At 45.3% G+C, this 20,407-nt stretch carries 20 protein-coding genes and 1 pseudogene; 11 read left to right on the top strand and 10 right to left on the bottom strand.

All coding sequences use genetic code 11. The annotated features are described in order from the left end of the window. The first annotated feature begins 43 nt into the window (after positions 1 to 43). The 7 genes from A2048_01675 (at position 44) to A2048_01645 (ending at position 4,972) form a co-directional block, all read left to right on the top strand. Positions 44 to 700 carry an EscR/YscR/HrcR family type III secretion system export apparatus protein gene (locus A2048_01675; GenBank protein OGP10255.1) on the top strand — a complete coding sequence of 219 codons (657 nt, stop codon included), beginning with the start codon at positions 44 to 46 and terminating at the stop codon, positions 698 to 700. A 3-nt stretch (positions 701 to 703) separates the two neighbouring features. Next, positions 704 to 970 (top strand): EscS/YscS/HrcS family type III secretion system export apparatus protein, encoded by a 267-nt coding sequence (locus A2048_01670; GenBank protein OGP10217.1) that lies wholly within the window; start codon positions 704 to 706, stop codon positions 968 to 970. A gap of 69 nt (positions 971 to 1,039) precedes the next feature. Then, positions 1,040 to 1,855 (top strand): hypothetical protein, encoded by an 816-nt coding sequence (locus tag A2048_01665; GenBank protein OGP10216.1) that lies wholly within the window; start codon positions 1,040 to 1,042, stop codon positions 1,853 to 1,855. A gap of 179 nt (positions 1,856 to 2,034) precedes the next feature. Then, entirely contained in the window at positions 2,035 to 2,820 is a 786-nt protein-coding gene (locus tag A2048_01660) for a hypothetical protein (GenBank protein OGP10215.1), read from the top strand. 26 nt (positions 2,821 to 2,846) lie between these two features. Next, a complete protein-coding gene (locus A2048_01655; protein ID OGP10214.1) occupies positions 2,847 to 3,464 on the top strand; it encodes a hypothetical protein in 618 nt (205 codons plus the stop codon). A 17-nt stretch (positions 3,465 to 3,481) separates the two neighbouring features. Then, on the top strand, positions 3,482 to 4,282 hold the full coding sequence (locus A2048_01650) for a hypothetical protein (GenBank protein ID OGP10213.1): 801 nt from the start codon (positions 3,482 to 3,484) through the stop codon (positions 4,280 to 4,282). 54 nt (positions 4,283 to 4,336) lie between these two features. Continuing rightward, a complete protein-coding gene (locus tag A2048_01645; GenBank protein ID OGP10212.1) occupies positions 4,337 to 4,972 on the top strand; it encodes a hypothetical protein in 636 nt (211 codons plus the stop codon). A 136-nt stretch (positions 4,973 to 5,108) separates the two neighbouring features. Here A2048_01645 and A2048_01640 read toward each other — a convergent pair whose 3' ends face one another. The 5 genes from A2048_01640 to A2048_01620 all read right to left on the bottom strand — a co-directional run bounded on the left by A2048_01640 (position 5,109) and on the right by A2048_01620 (position 10,730). Then, positions 5,109 to 6,491 carry a hypothetical protein gene (locus A2048_01640; GenBank protein OGP10254.1) on the bottom strand — a complete coding sequence of 461 codons (1,383 nt, stop codon included), beginning with the start codon at positions 6,489 to 6,491 and terminating at the stop codon, positions 5,109 to 5,111. 43 nt (positions 6,492 to 6,534) lie between these two features. After that, entirely contained in the window at positions 6,535 to 8,811 is a 2,277-nt protein-coding gene (locus tag A2048_01635; protein OGP10211.1) for a hypothetical protein, read from the bottom strand. Positions 8,812 to 8,825: 14 nt separating this feature from the next. Then, entirely contained in the window at positions 8,826 to 9,488 is a 663-nt protein-coding gene (locus A2048_01630) for a hypothetical protein (protein OGP10210.1), read from the bottom strand. 54 nt (positions 9,489 to 9,542) lie between these two features. After that, entirely contained in the window at positions 9,543 to 9,854 is a 312-nt protein-coding gene (locus A2048_01625; protein ID OGP10209.1) for a hypothetical protein, read from the bottom strand. A 66-nt stretch (positions 9,855 to 9,920) separates the two neighbouring features. Next, positions 9,921 to 10,730 (bottom strand): pyrroline-5-carboxylate reductase, encoded by an 810-nt coding sequence (locus A2048_01620; protein ID OGP10253.1) that lies wholly within the window; start codon positions 10,728 to 10,730, stop codon positions 9,921 to 9,923. Positions 10,731 to 10,984: 254 nt separating this feature from the next. On the opposite strand from A2048_01620, the gene A2048_01615 reads away from it, so the two are divergent. Further along, positions 10,985 to 13,201 carry a hypothetical protein gene (locus A2048_01615; protein ID OGP10208.1) on the top strand — a complete coding sequence of 739 codons (2,217 nt, stop codon included), beginning with the start codon at positions 10,985 to 10,987 and terminating at the stop codon, positions 13,199 to 13,201. Positions 13,202 to 13,216: 15 nt separating this feature from the next. Here A2048_01615 and A2048_01610 read toward each other — a convergent pair whose 3' ends face one another. Genes A2048_01610 through A2048_01595 form a run of 4 tightly spaced genes read right to left on the bottom strand, consistent with a single transcriptional unit; the run spans position 13,217 to position 15,567 of the window. Further along, positions 13,217 to 13,969: a hypothetical protein gene (locus A2048_01610; GenBank protein OGP10207.1), complete on the bottom strand. Its 753-nt coding sequence runs from the start codon at positions 13,967 to 13,969 to the stop codon at positions 13,217 to 13,219. A 15-nt stretch (positions 13,970 to 13,984) separates the two neighbouring features. Continuing rightward, positions 13,985 to 14,467, bottom strand: a complete 483-nt coding sequence (locus tag A2048_01605) for a DoxX family protein (GenBank protein ID OGP10206.1) — start codon at positions 14,465 to 14,467, stop codon at positions 13,985 to 13,987. Positions 14,468 to 14,519: 52 nt separating this feature from the next. Next, on the bottom strand, positions 14,520 to 15,212 hold the full coding sequence (locus tag A2048_01600) for a YggS family pyridoxal phosphate enzyme (protein OGP10205.1): 693 nt from the start codon (positions 15,210 to 15,212) through the stop codon (positions 14,520 to 14,522). Then, positions 15,205 to 15,567 carry a hypothetical protein gene (locus A2048_01595; protein OGP10204.1) on the bottom strand — a complete coding sequence of 121 codons (363 nt, stop codon included), beginning with the start codon at positions 15,565 to 15,567 and terminating at the stop codon, positions 15,205 to 15,207. Before A2048_01595 ends, A2048_01600 begins: the two co-directional genes overlap by 8 nt. Before the next feature lie 134 nt (positions 15,568 to 15,701). Between A2048_01595 and A2048_01590 the strand changes: the two genes are divergently transcribed. Together A2048_01590 and A2048_01585 are read left to right on the top strand one after the other, a co-directional pair. Continuing rightward, complete coding sequence (locus tag A2048_01590; protein ID OGP10203.1) at positions 15,702 to 16,034, top strand: 4a-hydroxytetrahydrobiopterin dehydratase; 333 nt, start codon at positions 15,702 to 15,704, stop codon at positions 16,032 to 16,034. Positions 16,035 to 16,037: 3 nt separating this feature from the next. After that, positions 16,038 to 17,564 (top strand): hypothetical protein, encoded by a 1,527-nt coding sequence (locus tag A2048_01585; GenBank protein ID OGP10202.1) that lies wholly within the window; start codon positions 16,038 to 16,040, stop codon positions 17,562 to 17,564. Positions 17,565 to 17,654: 90 nt separating this feature from the next. Here the strand turns inward: A2048_01585 and A2048_01580 are convergent, their stop codons facing one another. Next, positions 17,655 to 19,391 carry a hypothetical protein gene (locus tag A2048_01580; GenBank protein ID OGP10201.1) on the bottom strand — a complete coding sequence of 579 codons (1,737 nt, stop codon included), beginning with the start codon at positions 19,389 to 19,391 and terminating at the stop codon, positions 17,655 to 17,657. Positions 19,392 to 19,793: 402 nt separating this feature from the next. Here A2048_01580 and A2048_01575 point away from each other — a divergent pair. Then, positions 19,794 to 20,407 (top strand): annotated as a pseudogene (locus A2048_01575) (hypothetical protein).

Here is a 20,407-nt window from a genome sequence, read left to right as displayed (position 1 = left end):
GGCATTTCCTTTGGATGACCAGCCCATTGCCAGGCCCATTCTCATGTTGTTTATCCTGGTGATTCTGGCCCTGGCCCCTTTTTTGGTGATGATGATGACTTCCTTTGTGAAGATAGCGGTTGTTTTTTCGCTTCTTCGCAATGCCATGGGCACCCAGCAAATTCCGCCCAATCAAATTGTCAATGGCTTGGCCATTATTCTCACCATTTACATCATGGTGCCCGTGGGGACCGATGTTTACAACAGCATCAAGGAAACCATCCATGACCCGCAGGTTCAAAGTCAGCCTGTTTTGTCACAAACCTCTTTTAATGTTGTCAAAAAAGCGGTGAGCGCAGGGAAGGAACCCATTCGCCAATTTTTGTTGAAACAATCATCGGCTAAAGATCGCAATGTTTTTTATACCCTGGCCAAAAAACTGCGTGGGCCCGAGGGAGATGACAGTATTAAAGATGATGATTTTCTCATTTTAGTCCCCTCCTTCATGATTACCGAACTGACCGAGGCGTTTCAAATAGGGTTCATTTTGTTTCTGCCGTTTTTGGTCATTGATATGGTGGTGTCCAATATTCTTTTGGCCATGGGGATGTTCATGGTGTCGCCCGTGACGGTTTCGTTTCCCTTCAAACTCTTGCTTTTTGTACTTGTGGATGGTTGGGCCCTTATCACCAAGGGACTTATTTTGGGGTATATGAAATAAATTATGGAATCCTACGTTTTAGGAGTTTCAAATCAGGCTCTTTTGTTGACTCTTATCTTGTCAGGCCCACCCATTTTGGCGGCGATGATCGTGGGGCTTATCATCAGCCTTGTTCAGGCCACCACCCAGGTTCAGGAACAGACACTTACTTTCGTGCCAAAAATGGTGGTTGTTTTTTTAGTTCTGGCTTTGCTTGGCCCCATTGGCATGGCTCAGCTGGTTACCTTTACCCATACATTACTGACAACATTCCCGGATTTTATTAAGTAAGGTGTCCGTTTCTGTTCCCCGTAAGGGCAATTCATGAATTGCCCTTACACTACTTAGATAACTCATCTTATGTCCGAAATCTTCCACCTTTTTGGGATTCAATTTGATTTTGTCCCGGCCTTCAAGCTTTGGATGCTCATTTTCATACGCTGTTTTACCATGCTTGCTTTTGTCCCTTTTTTGGGAACGCGAATGGTCATGCCCCGGGCGCGTACCACTTTGGCATTGGTGATGGCTTTTTATGTTTTCTTTTTGGTGCAGGCCAAGCTTTTGCCCCAAGTTCCCGAGAGTTATTTTTTGATGGCCGCCTACATGGCCAAGGAAGTCCTGTTTGGGTTTACCATCGGCTTTGTCACGCAGGCCATTTTTTATGGCATTCAGGCGGCAGGAATGGTGGTGGACCATCAGCGTGGCGGAGCCAATGCCCAGCTCGTTTTGCCGGAACTTGGGCAGGTGACGATTTTTGGCAGTTTTTATTACTGGATGGCCATTGCCCTTTTCTTGTCGGTTGGGGGGCATCGTTTTTTTCTGAAAAGTTTTTTTGAAGGGTTTACTGTGGTTCCCCTTTTGTCCCTGCCCTTGTTTGAGTCAGGATTTGCCCCTTTCATGGATTTTATTATTTTACTTTCGGGCAAATCACTTCTTATCGCCCTTCAACTATCAGCCCCTGTCCTGATTGCCGTGCTCCTTACCGATACGGTGCTGGGCATTGCCAACAAAATGGCCCCGCAAATAAACGTGTTTGAGCTGGGCTTTGCGGCGAAAGGAATCATGGGCCCGCTTTTGGTCTATGTTTCGCTGGTTGTTCTTGTGGCCCAAATGGGTGAATGGAGCCAGAGCATGATGGAATTCATCTACCAGGTTCACTCATTGTGGAAGCCTTAAAACCGAGGTTTATCCCCCCCAATCCTGTTTTTACTTTCTGTGGGTTCCAAGCCTAACTCTTCTAACCCCCCCCTCCTTATTAATTATAAGTAATTGAAATTATTATACTATTTTAATTTCACCCCAGTCTGTTTTGGCATGGCCCTTGCTTTAAAATGGGGAAGGGGAGAGATAAATTTATGGCAGAAGTCAATATAACCAGTCAAACCACACAAGCAGAACTTGATGCAATTAGTGCCTTAGGCATGACGCCAGCGCAAGCAGAACAGAAGTTACTGGCCAATGATTTACCGCCAGGCGTTACGGCGGAAGATTTGTTGGCCTGGATTTATTTTCAAACCAACGGCCAAGGTCCCCGTTTTGTGGCTGCCGGTGAAATTGAAGATCCCGATGAACATCCTGAATTATTCACCGATGAAGTAATGGAAAATATGAACGAATTAGCCGACATCTTTGGCCCCGCTGCACGCGAGTCGGTCAATCGCTTTCTTACCAATACCGGGCATGCTGAGGATATTCATGAACCTGATCCTGTAGGCCCGCCAAGTGATGGACCCTTGGGTCCTCATAGAGAGTCTCCCATAGACGATCCAGAATTATTTCAGAGATTGGTGGCCTTTTTCATGAAGTCTCCAAACCCGGGTCTGCCCTGGATTGTTTTCTTTGGGCAGTTAAAAAGTATTAACGATGACATTCGACTTGAACTTATTGACAAGCGTAACGAATTGCTTGACTGGATGAATGATGATCTTATTGGCCAGTTAGAAGGCCTTGATCCAACAAACCCAGCGGAACAAGGGGAAATCGCCTCCATTCAGGAACAAATTCAGTCGGCCAAAAGTCAGATAGCAATCTATGATCAAGCTCTTGTTACTCTGACACAATCAGAAACAAGTAATCTGGAGGTCATGGCAACGAGCGTACGAAGTCATTTTGACGGGATTAGTGCCATTCTCAGAATGTAATTTTTGGTCAAAAGTGGAAATAGCCTATGTTGTCTTTGGATTTTAGCCATGATAAAGTCAAAAAAGTTAAACGAGGAATTATGTCCAAAGACAAGCCTTCCCAGATTGATCTTTTTTTTGGTGGTGATGTTGAATTAAAAGGCCGCTTTCAGGATTTTATTGCCAAAACCCCCCAAGCGGAAATCGAGGCTAATTTCAAGAAATTCAAAAGATATCTGGCCGGGGAGATGACGTGGGCTGAAATCAAGAATATTAGTAAAGAGCAGCTGGGCCATGTTGCCAAGATTGCCTATCTTAAATACAAACGCGGAGAATACCCGGTGGCAGAATCGCTTTTTAAGGGGTTGTCGGTCATGGATCATACCAATTGGTATTTTAGAGCCGCCCTTGGAGCGATTTATCAAAAGCAGAACCAGTTTCAGGAAGCCATTGATGAATACACAATGGCCTTGGGGCTTAACGAAAAAGAAATCACTTCTTTGACCAATCGCGGTGAATGTTACATGCGCTTAAAGAATTATCCCTTGGCACTCAAAGATTTTGACCAGGCCGCAAATCTAGACCCAAAAGGTCAAAATGCTTGGGCCAAGAGGGCACGGGTTCTTAAAAAAAATATTGTCGATCAAGGTCACGGGGGCCAATGATTTAAGGAACTATACTTATGGCACGAGTTAATTACACAGAAGCACAAAGAGCCCAGATAGAAGAATTAAGGGAATATTTACGTAGCCAAGGGGTTGATCCCGATGTCTACATGCGTGCCTTGGATGGCCAGGGCATTGATCCGGCCATTTTGAATGATCCTGATTTTCAGGCTTATTGGCGCCTGACTTATCTGCAGTTGTTGGAAATTTTGGATCCACCCTTGTTTAATTCTTTGCCGGGTCAATTAGACGAGGCTTATGAGGAGGGTCAAAGGATTGCAGGGGCCGAACTTAATGCGCTCATCGAAAAGCTGGCTACTGACAGTCCCGAGTTAATGGCTTATTTTGCAGCACACGATGCCGACCCTAATACAACCCCTGAGCAAATTATTGGGATGCTGGCTGCCCAAGGGCTTATTAATCCAATCGATGAACATAATGATTCAGGTGATAATAATTCTGAATTTGTGGATGAAGGGGCCCGCCATCTTTCAGAAGAATATGGTTTGGGGGGAACCTATGATTATTTGATTGAAACCGAAGAAGGTATGATGACTGCCAGAAATTCTTTGTTTGCCGAAATAGCTAACCGGCAATTGGAAGCGGCCCGGCTCTTTGAACAATATATGAATGGGGATCTAGATTTAACCGAAGAGCAATTTAATGCAAAAATGGATTTGATAAAGGGACCCATAGAAATACTGATGGCCCAGGCCAACATAATTGATAAGACTTTAAACCAGATTTTCGAGCAGTTCTCCAAATTGGAAAAAGATCGCCAGGAAGGCCTTCAGTCGGTTATCCGTAACATCGCCTGATTTTAATCCAATCCACTTCTTTTCCTTTCCTGTCATTTTAGGTATAAATAACTCATGGCCGAAGATGACAAGAGCCTTGCAAATCTTTCCAGGGAAGAAAAACAGGCGTTGCGCGGGAAAAGCCAGCTTCTTTCCCCTGATCCCAAGCGGAAAAAATACCTGACAGAGTTATTGCACGCCTTTGCTTCGCGCAAGATCAGCTTTGCAGCCCTGGTGAAATTGGATCCAAAACGCATCCGCCAAGTAGCCGAAATGGGGTACGTCAAGCTTAAGCATGGGCGCTATCAGGAAGCGCGAAAAATCTTTGAGGTTCTCACTTTTCTGGATCACCGGAATTTTTTTCATCACTTGGCCCTTGGGGCGGCTTATCAGAAATTAAAAAGAAATATAGACGCCATTTTCCAGTACACGGAAGTGATCAAAATATCGCCCCAAAATTTGAATGCCTTGGTCAATCGTGGTGAAGTTTATCTGCGTGAAAAATTATACCGAAAAGCGGCCGAAGATTTCAGGGAAGCCATTTTGCTCGATAAGACAGGCAAGGATATTTATGCCAATCGAGCGCGGTCATTGGTCATTGCCCTGAAACGTTCGCTGGAACGCGATAAAAAAATCAAGGCGGGCAAGAAGTCTGAACCTGCCCTTACACGAAAAAAAATCAATCCATTGCAAATGATGAAACCGAGGTAGGGGGGGTGGGGAATGTCTCGTTGCTCGCGGAACTCGTTGTTCCGTTGCTCGAGGGCTCGACGAAATTTGGTCCCTGAGCGGAGTCGAAGGGACGGGCCACCTCGGCCCCTCGACTCCGCTCGGGGACCTCAAGCCCCTACTCTTCATCGTCTTCCGGGGTTTGTGAATCGAGGATTCCGTATTTAATGAGGAGGTTGCGCAGGTGTTTGCGGTCAATCTTGGCCTCGCGGGCGGCCTTGGAGACATTGTTCTTGTTCTTCTGGAGGAGTTCGACCAGATAATCCTTTTCAAAACTTTCCAAAACTTTCTGTTTGGCTTCTTTAAAGGGCATGTTGGAATCAACGCCGGTGGTGGTAACCGTTTTGGAATCATCGGTGCGATGGTCAATCTCGCTAAAAATAAACTGCATGTGCTGACCATTGACAATGCCATTTTCTGAAAACGAAACAGCACGTTCCAAAATATTGTTGAGCTCGCGAATATTGCCCGGCCATTGATAACGCTGAAGGAGACGAATCGCGTCATCTTCAATGCGGGTGGCATAATAGGTGCCATCCGGTTTTTTGTTGTATCGGGCTGTGGAGAGCAGTTTTTCAATGATCAAGGGGATGTCATCATTGCGCTGACGTAGGGGAGGGAGCTGAATTTTCACCACCGACAAACGGTAATACAAATCTTCGCGAAAACGGCCTTCTTCAACTTCTTTTTTCAGGTTTCGGTTTGTGGCGCAGATCACCCGGACATCAAGTTGAACGGGTTGGGTTGAACCGACTTTTTTTATTTCGCGTTGTTCAAGGGCACGAAGAAGTTTGGGTTGAAGATCAATGGAAAGCTCGCCAATTTCATCCAAGAAAATGGTGCCCGTGGTGGCCATTTCAAAAGCCCCTTTGCGGTCTTTAATGGCCCCTGTAAAGGAGCCCTTCATATGGCCAAAAAGTTCGGATTCAATCAGGTTGGAAGCCACGGCTGAGCAGTCAAAGACAATAAAAGGTTTGTCTTTGCGCAAAGAATTGTTGTGAATGGCGCGGGCGACAAGCTCTTTGCCCGTCCCGGTTTCCCCTTCAATAATAACGGTGGCCAGCGTGGGAGAAATGCGTTCCAAAATACCGAAGATCTGGCGCATTTTTTTGCTTTTGCCCACCATCTCTCCAAAAAAACTGTTTTTGGAGGGTTCCATCTGCACTTTTTCTTCAAAAGCCTGGTATTCAAGCTTGGTGTTTCCCACCGTGATGACATCTCCCGGGGACAAAAAAGCTTCTTTTACGCGAATGCCATTGATGAAGGTGCCATTGGTTGAATTAAGGTCGCGCAGCAAATAACTGTCGGCTGTGGCTTCAATTTCAAGATGGGCGCGGGAAACCGTCTGGTCAGTAATCATGATGTCGTTGTCATTTTTTTTGCCGATGCGGGTGATTTTTTTGCGGCCAAGATCAAATTTTTGGCTCTTGATGGGGCCATCAATAATAACCAAAACACACTTGCGTAGTGAAATAAGATCGCGTTGTTCGTCTGAGGGCAATAATTCGGTTGTCGATCCAAAATCCTTTTCCTGATCGCTCATGTTACTCCTTTTCGAGGGGGGCATTAATTTCCAAACGATTTTGCCCCATTTGGAAGGTTTTTGTCCACGATTTATATCCCGGCAAAGAAAGAGTGACGGTGTTTTGGGAGCCTGCCTTGATGTTTGAAACAAAAATGGGGGTGATGCCCATCTTACTGCCGTTAAATAATACAGAGGCCCCGCGTGGACGGGAATCAACACGAACGCCATAGATTTTGGTTTTGGTTTCTTTGGGTGTGGGAGTTGTCGTTTCTTTAGATGAGGTACTTTTTTTTGTTTGTTTGGGCTGGGGAGGAGTTGATTTTTCTACGACCGGTTTGGGTTTCTCAATGGGTTTTAAAGCCAGGGTCAGGTTGACGGGATTTGAGTTTTCCAGGGGAACATTTTTTACCACTTCTTCAAAACCTTCTTTTTGGAGTTTTATTTCATAATTCTGGGGAATTTTGAGTTTTTCAATTTTTTGTGGAGTGGCCCAGCCCATCAACATGCCATTCAGAATAATATTGGCTCCCGGTGGGTTGGAACGAATGACAACAGTTCCAAGGGGGATGGCTTCCAATTTCAAGTTGACGGCAACCGGATCTTTTCCCGTAACTGAAACAATTTTTTCTGCAGAAATAAAATTCTCTTTTTCCAGCCTCACCGTGTAATCCTGAAACGACAACCCCGTTAAGGTGGCCGGTGTTGTTTCGGATCGTGCCCAGTCATTCAAAAAAATGCTGGCTCCTTGGGGGGTAGAGTCAATTTGCAGGCTGCCTGTTGAGATGATTTCTTTCAGGGAAGCCTCAATCTTAAGTGTGGATGAATTGTCAAAACGAATGGTTTGTTGCCAAGGCTCAAAATTATCCCGAATAAGTTTGACGACGTGCTCTTTTTTTGGATCGAGTTTTGCGATTTTAAACGGAGTAACCTCATCGGTATTCTGGCCATCCACAAAAATACTGGCTCCGGAGGGTGTGGAGGAAACTTCAATTTCAGCTTCTTGAAATTTGGGGGCGTTTTTTGGAATGGGAGAGGGTATTTTATTTGAAGTTTTATGAACAAGCCAGAAAGTAAGGCCCAAAACGGAAAGTAAAATGGCAAGGAATAACAAGGGGAGTTTTTTCCTTTTTGAAGCCGAAGGAAGAGTTGGGAGTGGTTCTTCTTTTTCGTTGTTGGTTATCTCTTGGTGAACAAGCATATCCGGGTGAATGGCATCTTCGGGCTTTGTTGTGTCCACCAGGATATCGGTTGAATGGCTTATGGAATCTTGCCGTTGGACAATGGCTTTTTGCGCCGCCTGTTCCATCAAGACCGATTTTGTATGGCTGTCGATGGTGGCCTGGTTTTCGTGGGCTTTGCGGCTTTTTAGTTCGGAGGCAAACCATTTTTTGATAAACAGGGCCAGTTGCTTGGGGGAAAAATCGTTGTATTTTGTGTATAAAAGTTTTGTTAAGGCCACCTGAAAATCGGCCGCTGTTTCAAAACGGTCCTTGGGAAGATAGGCCAGGGCTTTTGCAAGAATGGGAGCCACTTCGGCAGATATTTTGCCGGCAAAGATTTCCGGAGTGATGTTGGTTTCACGGATTTTTTTCAAGACCTCAAACTGGGTTTCACCGCTAAAACACCTTTCACCGGTAATCAATTCGTAAAGGAGCAGCCCCGCAGAAAAAATATCGGTTCGGCCATCCACAGGTTTCCCAATGGCCTGCTCGGGCGACATATAGGTGACCTTGCCTTTTAAAATTCCTGAGGAAGTGTGCGAAATGTTCATGGCCGCCTTGGCAATACCAAAATCAACAATTTTGCTTTCTCCTTCAAATGAAATGAGAATGTTTTGGGGCGATATGTCGCGGTGAACAATTTCCAGGGGCTTGCCAAATTCATCACGTTTACTGTGGGCATAATCAAGCCCCTTGCAAACCTCCGAAATAATATAAAGACAAAGGGGGAGCGGAATTTTTTCGTTTAATTCCTTGGCGCGATTACTCACTTCACGCAGGTTGACGCCGTCGATGTATTCCATCGAAATGTAGTAGTCGTCACCTATTTTCCCCAAATCATAAATCTGGACAATATTGGTGTGGGAAAGACGCACCACCAGTTTGGCTTCATCAGTCAGCATTGAAATGAATTCCTTGTCTGCCGAGTAATGATGAAGGATTTTTTTGATGGCGAGGGTTTTTTCAAAACCATCAACCCCAAAGGTTTTGGCCTTGTATATTTCGGCCATGCCGCCAATGGCAAGCCGGTCGATAAGAAAAAATTTTCCGAAGGGTTTTGGTTCAAAAGCGGTCATAAATTTTTTTCAGGTTAAAAGATGAGAATAAGCCCCCACACAAATAACACAAAAACAACAAGTGCAATGGCATAGATGGTCAGAATATCTTTTTTGATGCGGTGTGTTTTGGTATTGAGAATATTCAGGGTTTGCAGAATATTTCCTGTTTGTTTTGCAGGATGAATTCCTGTTGTTGATCCCTCATTATTCCGGGAAGCCGGAGGGGCTGATTTTTTTTCTTCGGTTCTTAATTGTTCTTCCTCTTTAAGAAAACTTTGGGGATCGCGTGGCACGGTAATGCGCAAAACATTGTCCTTGGTGAGGGTTTCTAAAGGAATGATGTCGTCGGTTTTTAAGGTTTTGAGGGTCAGCGCCACCTGGCGTGAAATGGCCAAAAAGGCAGGGTTCATCAAACCGCCCCCTTTGAGAATGATGTTGACACGCAGCAGGGAGGGGTCTGTCTTCAGGTTCATTTTTTTGAAAATGATTTTCTCGATTTCATCCTTGGTGAGTTGGACGTTTTTGTTCCACAGCTGGGTTTTGTCAAACAAAAGTTGCCAGTCTGTTTTTTCCTGGAATGACTGAAAGGCGTCCTTGCCGTTGTCTTCCTTTTGTTCGCGGTCTTTGTGGGTTTCAGCGGTATCCCGGACTTGCCAATATTCAAAGCGCTCTGTTTTTTCGATTCGGTCAACCATAAATGAAGTAGAGTATGGTTATAAATGCTTGAGAGAATGAATTCAACATCTCGTTTAACGGTTTTTAAGCCGTAACCCCGTATCGATTAAGGTGCCTGAAACAAGTGTTTCCAGAAAAATAAGGAGTATCATGACCAAAACAGGGGTGAAATCGATGCCCGATTTCCACAAAAACGAGGGAACAAAGCGGCGAACCTTGTTTAAGACGGGCCAGGTGAGGTTGTAAATGATTTGGACCAGCGTATTGGAAGGATCGGGTTTGATCCACGACAACACAACCGAGCATGCCAGTATGAAAGTGTAGAGATTGGCAACGATGCTGACGACGCGCCCCAAGGCAATAAGAAGATTTCCGAGGATGAACATATTTTGTAGGGGCGCTGCTTGCTGCGCCCATGATTGGCCGAAATAGGGCGCAGCAAGCGAGCGCCCCTACATGATTTGTTTCAATTCCTTCGCCCTTTGTGTTGCAGCCTTGACACAGTCAATAACCGTTTGCCGAAAATTTTGGGTTTCCAAAATTTTCAACCCCGCTTCGGTGGTGCCCCCTTTGGAGGCTACTTTGGCCATAAGCTCTGAAGGGGTATCTTTACTTTGTAGCATCAGCTTGGCGGCTCCCATCAGGGTTTGAAGGGCTAGTTTTTTGGCTGTGGGTTCATCAAGCCCGCATTCTGCAGCGCCTGTTATGAGAGCCTCGGCAAAGGCATAAACATAGGCCGGACCGCTGCCTGAAAGGCCGGTGACACTATCGAGATCGTCTTCATTTTTCATTTCAACCGCAATTCCGACCGACTCAAAAATTTTCTGAACCCGTTTTTTGTCCTTGGGGTTACAGTTTTTATTGGCATAAAACCCCGCTGCTCCCGTTCCCACTAAGGCAGGCGTGTTGGGCATGACACGGACAAGACGGATTTGTTTTCCTGCCATCAAAGAAATTGTATCAGTGCTCAAGCCGGCGGCAATTGAAACAAGGAGATGTTTGGAATTGATCGTAGCTTGAATGGTTCTTAAAGCCTCGGCCATGTTTTGTGGTTTGACAGAAAGGACAAGGGTCCCGCTTTTTAAGGCAAGTTCTGTAGCTGTGTTACAAGTTTGAATTCGGTATTTTTTTTGAATTTTTTTTAGTTTGGTCGTATCAAGATCGAACCCAAAAATCTCTTTGGGCTTGAGTGTTTTACTTTTGATAAGGCCCGCGATAAGGGCCTCGGCCATGTTGCCTGTTCCAAGGAAGCCGGTTTTCATCCAAGCGATATACTCAAAAATCTCCCCAAGTCCAAGCGCCAATTTTTTGGTAAAATTCTCATTTTGAAAGTGATCACGATGAATAAATTGGAAAAACAAGAGAAAAAGATAAATAAATACAATTAGTTATAACCGATAACTTTGGTCCGTTTATTGCTCTGTTCCCTTAAGGTTACACAAATCAATCAGGTGACTCTTTATTTAGAGTCTTTGAAATGGTTGCTAGTTAGAAGCTCTAACGGGGATAAATTTTTATGAAACATTATTTTATATTCACTCTTTTATTTTTAGTTGCTTGTAGCAGTGGAGGAGGTTTGGGGGCGGGTGGGCCATCGGTACCTGCGGGCATCGGATTTAGTGTCAGTGCCACTCAAGCCATAGGACCTCAGGGAGGGACGATGACGGGCCCTGTGGGTTCTGATATTGAAGGTTTGGTTTTAGAAATCCCGGCAGGAGCTGTGGATGCGGAGACCCCCATTCAAGTGGGGGTTTATGATAAGACAAAGCAACCTCAAAATCCCGAAAGCTCAGAATTGGGAGGGAAGTTTTTTTATTTTGGTCCCAGTGGCACAAAGTTTAAAAAACCCATCACAGTGACCATGCCCTATTCTCCCAAAAGCAAACAAACAGCCGCTTTAAAAGAGGCCTTGGAAGGGGCCAATCCTGATTTTGGAAAGCAACTGGCTTTTCTTATTTATGACGAAGCCAATCAACATTGGGAAAGTGTCCCGTGCGACCCAGACCCCGTGATGATTACTTGCAAGGGCGTCATGGATCATTTCTCAGGCGGTGGTGTGGGGGCGGCCCATGTCACAGCCAGTTTAAGGGGGATCAATCGTTGTGCCGACCCCGTGGTGATTGATGATGATCTTTTCATCACCACCGAATGCGACAGGGTGGTTTTGGATGGCGGTGTGGGGATTGTGGGGAATAATCCTCCAGAAATTACCCAATATAGCTTTCAGAAATTGGCAGGGTTTGATGCGAATGCAAATCGTTACGAAGTGGTTAGCCGATCACCCAACCCCACGCTTAGTTTCAATGTAACCATTGATAACCAAGACCAGGTTGAGGGCATTTACACCATGGTGGCCGAGAATGCCCAAGGATTGCCCGTGGCAAGAAGTAATCCTGTTTTTGTTTCTGTGGACATCATTCCGGGATGTGAAAACGACAATGGTGCGGTGGTTTTCCCGGATGACAATCTTAAAAGGGCTGTACTTGGCGCTTTGGGGCTTCCCCTTATAGCGAATCCGACCGTGGCTCAAATGAGAAACCTGATCAACTTGAATGCCGACAGAAGGGCCATTGGAAATTTGAAAGGGCTTGAATGTGCCATTCACATGCAGAATTTGGTGCTCACCAATAATTTCATTTCAGACATCACTCCGCTCGGGCATCTTAGACGTTTGCGCACTTTAAGCCTTTCCAACAACAATATTGTGGATGTGGGGCCCTTGGTGGGTCTGGATGTGTTGACATTCTTGACTTTGGATCACAACTCTTTGGCCAACATCAACAGTTTGCCACGCACGGTGGGAGGATACGCCGCTTTGGCCTTGAATGATAATCGCATTACGGACCTTCGTCGTTTGGGAGGGCTTACTTTTAAAGGGTTGGCCTTTATTGGACTCCAGCACAACCCGATGGATTTAAGCATTCATTCAGCCAATAGACAGATCATTGATCGACTGGTGACCGAAGGACATGTGGTCGAGTGGGATGAACTGTCTCTCGACTTTGTGGCCGAAGGGGATAAAAGGGAAGTTAGGGTAGACTCGCCCCCTAAGACCATTAATTTTGAAGCTCGTGTGGCCAAAAACGATCGGGACAATACCTTAACCCTCGATCATGTGGATTTTTTCTATGGCCAGGTGCGCCAGCCAGCCAGAAATCTTTTTCAAACGGTTCAAGACGGGAATGAGGGACGATATACGGCAAGCAGGGAATTTGCGGATCCTGGAAAGTTTGGTGTTTCAGCCATGGTAACTTCCAATTATGGCTCGTATGCCCGCATCCATGTGAGCCGCCAGGTGGATGTGTTTGTCCAGGAATGCAAGGATGAATTGAGCGATTTAATGATTGGCCATTGGTGTTCGATAAATGAGGACGGTCCCATTGTTGGCGAAATTCTACCTGTATGTTCTGATTTCTCAACCCAGTTTATTGTAAACCGTGTTGATGCCACCACCCTTGGTGGGAATGTGGCGGTTCTGGTGTGCGAGAACCAGCAGCCCGAGCATGCCATCACCTGTGTTGAGGATGATGAGGAAGAAAACGAGGTGGTGGTGCATTTTAGGGATTGTCTTGGTTTGTGGATCGGATTTCATGGAGAACCTTCCAAACCGTTGACATTGCATTTCACCAAAGACGGGAGAAACAGGTTGGTGAATGGCTATATGTCCGAGTCAGGTTGGGGAATTTATTATGACAACGATAACAAAGGGCTGATCATGGAGCGCAGAAATTAATGCCGTGGCCTGGGGCTAACGGTGATTTTTGTATGTTTGTAGCACCCATTCAAAAAATGGGGCCTGCTTGTGGGCCTTTTTAAAATCAATTAATGACTTTGGCATGAGTTCATCCACCGGCCAGGGGAAGGCATGTTCCTTGGGAGTACACAGCGGGGCCAAAAGGGATGCAGCGGTAATATCGGCACGACTTAATTTATTTCCCACCAAAAAATCATTTTTTGAAACCAGTCCGTTTAATTTTTCCAAAGCCTTTGTTAATTTTATTTCTGATCTTTTCGCCGATTCGGCATTGATCCGCATGGATTTTTTCATGAGGGTTTTCACCAAGGGGAAAATGATGGCGTAAAGATAAACGCCATAAGCAGGGCCATCCTGTGTCAGCAGGCGTGTCACCAGTTTCCTGTTTTCCAGGACAAAAAAGTAAAAAAAACGTCTTAGATGAACGCCAATAGCCTCATCAAAAAATTCTTCCAATTCCAGGGCCTCTTTTTTTTCGCTGGGAGTTGAAGGGTTCAAGGGTTTGGATGGGAATTTTTCATCAAGATAGTCGATGATGTTGGTGGAGTCTTGGATGATTTTCCCTTGGTGACTTAAAATGGGAACAGAACTCTGTTTGGCCAGTTTTTTGGTTGTGAATAAATGGGGCCCGGGGATCAAGTTGATCAGTTGATAGGGAACGCCCTTGATGTCCAAAGCCCACCGGGCCTTTTCGCAATAATGCGAGAGGGCAAATTGATACAAAAGAGTGGGATTATTCTTGTTCATATTTCTGTAAGCGGCCTATTGGGGCAAACCCTTTTCACATTTTTTGCATTGTAATTTGAGTAAAGCATCCAGCGAAAAACAGCCTGGTCCAAAGGCCAGCACCAGAAGGCTTGCGTATAAAAATAAAAAGGGGGCGGCAGCAAAGAAGGGTTCCTGATTTGAAAAAATTTGGAGGACGGCCTCGCGGTCGGCTGTGAGGTAGGCCACAATCATGTTTACAGTCAAAGGGAGGGCGATGATTCGAGCCGCTAACCCCACAAGAAGAAGGGCGCCGCCGACAAATTCCAAGCCGCCGACGAAATAAGCGTTTAACTCTGGAAGGGGAATTTTTAGTTCAATAAAAAATTCGGTCACTTTTTCGATGTTATGTAATTTTCCCCAACCAGTGATTAAAAACTGCCATCCCCAATAAAGGCGAACAATGAATAAGAGCGGGTGTTGAAACAAGCTCGTTATTTTTATAAAGCTTTCATGATATTTTTTTATTTTTTCTTTCATAAAATAATCATTCCACTAAAAGTGAAATGCTTTCTTGTTTAAGGTTTGTGGGTCATCTTTCTCCAAATAACGCGGTTCCTATTCTGACCATGGTGGCTCCTTCTTCAATGGCCATCTCAAAATCGTGGGACATGCCCATGGAAAGTTCCGTAAGAGGTTCTTTATAAACTTGGGAAGCATTCATCAGATTTCTCAGCTCTCTTAAAAACTGGAAAAAAGGACGTACTTCTTCCGGATTTTCAAACAGAGCCGGCAGTGTCATCAAACCTGTAATTTTGACATAAGCCAGGTTGCTTATTTCGGTAAGCAACTTGGAAAGTTCTTCATGATGGATGCCTGATTTTGTGTCTTCACTCGACAGATTTACCTGCAAAAGACATTTTTGGATTTTCCCCGCTTTTTTAGCTAATTTTTCAATTTCGTAGGCTAGTTGATAAGAATCCAGGGAATGGATCGTATCCACTTTGCCGACGATTTCCCTGGCTTTGCGCCGCTGTAAATGTCCGATGAAATGCCATTCGAGTTTTAAATCTTTCAGAATTTCTTGTTTGTCCAAAAGTTCTTGAGTGTAATTTTCCCCAAAAGAAATCTGTCCTTCAAGATGAGCTTGATAAATAGCCTCCGCGGGTTTTGTTTTTGAAACTGCAATAATGTTTATTTCACTAGGATGACGCCCCGATTTTTTGCAGGCCGCTTGAATGCGATTTTGTATAAGTGCCTTTCGTTCACGAAACGAATCACTCATTTTGAATGGCCTTTAACGTAAGAGTGCGATTGACTTCTTGAAGAAGGATGTCGGTTCCATTCCTTTTGGTGGCAAAATCTCCGTTAATAACAGAGCAGTCATTGGCATTGCTGATGACAAGATGGGAGGTTTGGCTGTTGATTTTCCATTTGGCGGTACAGATATGAACAAGGCTGTGGTTGCTGAAGTCGGGCATGAAAATAAGGGTATGATCCTTATTAAAATAAAGGGTGGCCCTGTCTCCATCGGGCAGATCAATTTTGTACTGACTTAAAGATTCTTCCGAGACTTCTTGGGCATGGGTAAAAAAGGGAAAACAGGTAAACAAAAACAAGAAAAGAATGGTTTTTTTCATAGGGCTTTGTTTTTACCAGAATCATGAATATTTTGCAAAGATTGTCTTGGTAAATCATTCGTTTTTTTAACCAAATTTTATGTTGCTTTAACCCGGAAAGAACCCTTACAGTGTAGGCCCAAAAGGAGGTTTCTATGAGTGCATTGGCATCAAAAGCGTGTGTTCCCTGTCAGGGAGGGGTTCCGCCCCTTACAGGAGGGGAAATCCGCTCCTTACAAAGGCAACTGGGCGGAGCCTGGAAAGTGGTTGACGACCATCACCTGGAAAAGGAATTCAAGTTTTCCGATTTTAAAACGGCCCTCCAATTTACAAACAAGATCGGAAATCTGGCTGAAGCTGAAGGGCATCATCCCGATATCGCCCTTTCATGGGGCAAGGTAGGCATTACCTTATGGACGCATACCATTAATGGTCTTTGCGAGAGCGATTTTATTCTGGCTGCCAAAATAGATAAATTAGCTTCTTAATCTATGCTTGCTTTTCTGAAGCACAATCTTGATTACCTGACTTTCTGTGCCATTTCCCTTTTGATTTTTCTTGTCCTTAATCTTTTTGCGAAGCGGAGCGAACCCGAGAAATTTTTCCCCATAGGAGTTTTCATTTCCGTGTTTTTATTTTTGTTTCTTGGTTTTTTTCTCGTTGTCTGGGCTGAAAATTTTGCCAAGGCCAATTTCCAGGAATTGATCCAGGGTTTTGCCCCGACTTATGCCCGTGAACTTGAACGGGCGGGCCACAGCAAAATCACCATCGATACTCCCCCGGATGATCCCTTGTATCTTAAACTGATTAATACCCAGTTGCGCTGGCTTAAGGCCAATCGCATTGTGGATGACGTCTACACCATGAAACTTCATGAAGAGAAGGTTGTCTTGTGGGTTGATTCGGAAACCGATTACAACAGGGATGGGAAGTATGAGGGGTTGCGTGAATCCCGAACCATCATGGGTGAGGAGTATCGCATGGAGTATGGTATTGGGCAGGCTTTTAACGGGGTTCCCTTTTTTGAAAGTCAACCCATGTCCGATCGCTGGGGGATATGGGTCAGCGCTTTTGAACCCATGTATGATGAACAAGGAAAAGTCGAGGCGATTTTGGGGGTTGATTTTGATGCAGCCCGTTTTGAAAGAGTTGTTTTTTGGCGACGGCTTTTGGCGATTGCCTTTTTGTCTTTGCCACTGGCGATTTTTGCCACTTCGATCAATGTTATTTTCCATCTGAAGTATCAGGTTCAAAAAAGAAAAAATGCCGAGAAAGAAATCAAGCGGAGTTATGACTTGCTTGAAGCAAGGGTCAAGGAACGCACTGTTGATTTGGCCAATGCCGTGGAAGTTTTAAACCTGCAGATGGAAGAAAGAAGGAAAGCCGAAGAAAATCTTAAAATCTCCCTTAAGGAGAAAGAATCCCTGCTTCGTGAAATCCACCACCGGGTCAAAAATAATCTGCAGGTCATTTCGAGCCTGCTTAATTTGCAATCGGATTCGTTAACAGAATCAAAAGCCAGTCTGGCCCTTCAAAACAGCCGTGACCGCGTGCGGTCGATGGCTTTGTTACATCAGCAGCTTTATCAGGCCAAGGATTTAGCGCATATCGATTTTGGAGAATACTTAAAGGAACTGATTGGCTCCCTTTTTTCAAGTTATCAGCTTGATAGTTCAAAAATAGGGGTTGCTTACAAAGTAGACAAAATTTTTATCGACATCGCCCTGGCTGTTCCATGCGCCCTTATTGTCAATGAGTTGGTCACCAATATTTTAAAACATGCCTTCAATGAGAAAGAAAAGGGGAATGTCATTATCCAAATGCATGAGATTTCCCCCAAGAATTTTACGCTCACCATTTTAGATGATGGAATCGGCTTCCCTTCTGATTACGACCCCTCTTTGAGTAAAACACTGGGATTAAAACTTGTGATGGCCTTGACAGAGCAGATGGGGGGGCAATTCAAAATTATTCCTCAACAAAAAGGAACTTGTTTCGAAATAAAATTCAAAGGGTGACAAAAAGAAGTTAACAGTCTGTTCGCGGACCGTATGAGGGACAACTCATGCTTGTCCTTATCTATAGTAAGGGCAATTCATGAATTGCCCTTACGTTTTTTTTGCGCTTGTCTTAAGCCACAATTTAATCACCAAAAACAAAAGCCCGATATTGGCCAAAAAAGAAACAGCCAACAATCCGTATAAAATCCACAGTGGTTTTTCAGGAGCGCTTTCTGTCGTCTGTTTTTTGGGCACATTTTTTTCCGGCTCTGTTTTTTGTTTCGGGCTTTGGGTGATGGGAATTTCTTTTTTTGGTGTTGTCTGCTGGGCGGCTACGGGGCTGACGGTCTCTTTGGTGATGGAGAAAGAGTAGGGCGACGGATATTGAAAAGCGTTTCCACTTATTTCCAGAGTGATGGTCCCGTCTTCAGGAACAGAAATGGAGGAGACTTTTAAAATAGCGCCTTCATTGTTGGCCGACTTGCGAAGAAGCTGAACCCGATTTGTGTCGAAGATTTCAAGGGAAGGCCTGTAGTTCATTGTTTGGGGAGTAATAGTAATGGTATAGGCTTCACCTGCCTTGGCGTTAAATTTGTAACAGTCTTTTTCATAATCAAACAGGATGAAGTTTTGGGGATATTCGCCCGGAGCTTGGATGGGAAGGGCCGTCATGAGGTCTTCCCCGGCATCAGTTTGGCTTCCGCCATCAAAGTGGTCGCTTACCTCGATTTTAAACGGGGAGTCTTTGTGCATGTTGTCGTAGCTGCTCCCGATGAGAATGTACATGGTTTGGTCTTTTGTGGGGGCGTACGATCTTTCTTCCTTGGCGTGTTTGCCCCCAATGATATTGGTGGAGGTTATTTCCTTGTATTCCCCATCCACCAAGCGAAAGCCGGCATAGGGCGATTCGTTTTCACGCCCTTGGGTGCCTCCCTCAAAGTGAACCCCTTTTTCCTGGGTGGTCACTGTGACTTTGACGTTTTGTCCCCTTTTGACCGGCAACGAAAAATAATCGTACTCATTTTGTTTTTGATGATGGTCCAACCGGTATTCAATGCCCGGTTGGATGGGGGCTGCATCCTGATACTGGCTGCCACCGCGTATTTCCTGACCGCGGGCTATTTCACGAGGTTTTTCAATGAAGGTGGCCTTTTGAGTGATGGTCTGGAGATTTTGTGTCAGGGAACCGGCATCGCTGGCATCAAAATAAGAGCCCCCCGTGGCGCCGGAGATGGCCTGCAATTGGTGCCGCGTGGTTTCATCCACCCTAAAACCGATGGTGTGGATGGTGACCTTAAACCCCTGGGCCAGCAAATTCTTGGCTTCAGCCACGGGGTCGCCGCCACAGGTTTCTTCACCGTCACTGACCAGCACAATCACATTTTGGGATTCCTTGCCCCTAAAATCGCCGGCCGCCGCTTTTAATGAAAAGGCAATGGGCGTGTATCCCTTGGGTTGAATGGTGTCAATGGCGGCACTTATTTTTGAGGTGTTGCCCGTTTCAAAGGGGACGAGCAGTTCGGTGTCTTGGCAGCTGGCTTCCTTATTATTTTTGTCAATGCGGTGGGCATACACGCGAAGGGCTACGGGGGTCGTTGGTGGAATGGAGGCCAATGTTTCCTTCAATGATTTTTTGGCGATTTCCATTTGGGACACGCCGCCTACTAGGGCTTCCATGCTGCCTGAAGCATCCAGCAAGAATAAAATGCTGACCGGGGCTGAAGGGCTGACCGTCGTTGCAGCGGGAAGTGTGGCGTTGATGTTTGCAGGTGTGGTTATCGGTTCCTGGGCTTTAAGATTGAAAGAAAATAAAAAGACAAAAAAAACAAAAAGAATCTGTTTCATGGTTTCCCCCTTTGTTTGAGGGCGTTTTATACTCCTTCTTAAAAATGAGAACAAGGTGTTTTGGTTTTCACGTTTTCATCCCGTAGGGGCGCTGCTTGCTGCGCCCTTCTCTGCGTATGGGGCGCTAGCCAAGCAAGCGCCCCTACGTTGGGAGCGACGCGTCAAAAATAATGTTATTTTTCAAGTAGTTTGTCCTTGATTATTTGTAGGGGCGTATGGCAATACGCCCGTTATCTCGTTCCCACGCTCTGCGTGGGAACGAAAGGGTGAAAGGAAAGGAATGGTTCTAGGGAGAACGCAGGAGCGTTGGAATTGCGTTCCCACGCGGAGCGTGGGAACGAGAGAACGAGAGAAAAACCGTTTTCACACATGGTGTGAAAACAAAAATGAAAGGAACGTGTAATGAAGATATTACGATTTATAGTGGGGGTGTTTTTTATCATCACCGTGGCTTGTGGAGGGGAAGGTGGCAGTGAAAGCCAGGCCGATCCGGTTGATCCCAATGCCGGCATTGATGTTGATCCGCTGGCGGGTGTGGATACAAGCCTGGGGTGCGGTGATGCGGAAGATGTGCGGGAGGAAACGGCCGTCGTTTATGACAATGAATGCCCTTTTACCCTGAACCCGGGCTTTGAAGTGTCGCAACAGGATTGTCGTGTTGAGTTTAAAAAAGCAAACATTACCGATGCCAGTGTAAACGGCGCCATTGATAAGGACGAAAATTATCATTTCCAGATTGTGCAACATATTAATCAAACATTGTATGATTGTGTGAGCCAGTTGGTAAGTGGTGATTCCCAGGATGCGGTTCGTGACTACCAGTTTAATTGCCAGGCTGCTGATGACACTTGTTCTTTGGGAATGCAGTTTATTGATGGCAATGCCAGTTTGCCCAATGTGATTGCCAGAGTGAACGCCGGTAACGGTTGCGGCAATTATAGTGGGAATGCTTTTCGCTTTATTTCAAAGACCCAAAACACCTGCAATTTCGAATTGAACGGTTCCTTTGTGGGCCA

Source organism: Deltaproteobacteria bacterium GWA2_45_12 (assembly GCA_001797365.1).
In the GTDB taxonomy this organism is placed as follows: Bacteria; UBA10199; UBA10199; order UBA10199; family UBA10199; genus UBA10199.
Note: the sequence above shows the minus strand (reverse complement) of the source record. Positions and strands in the feature narration are given on the sequence as shown.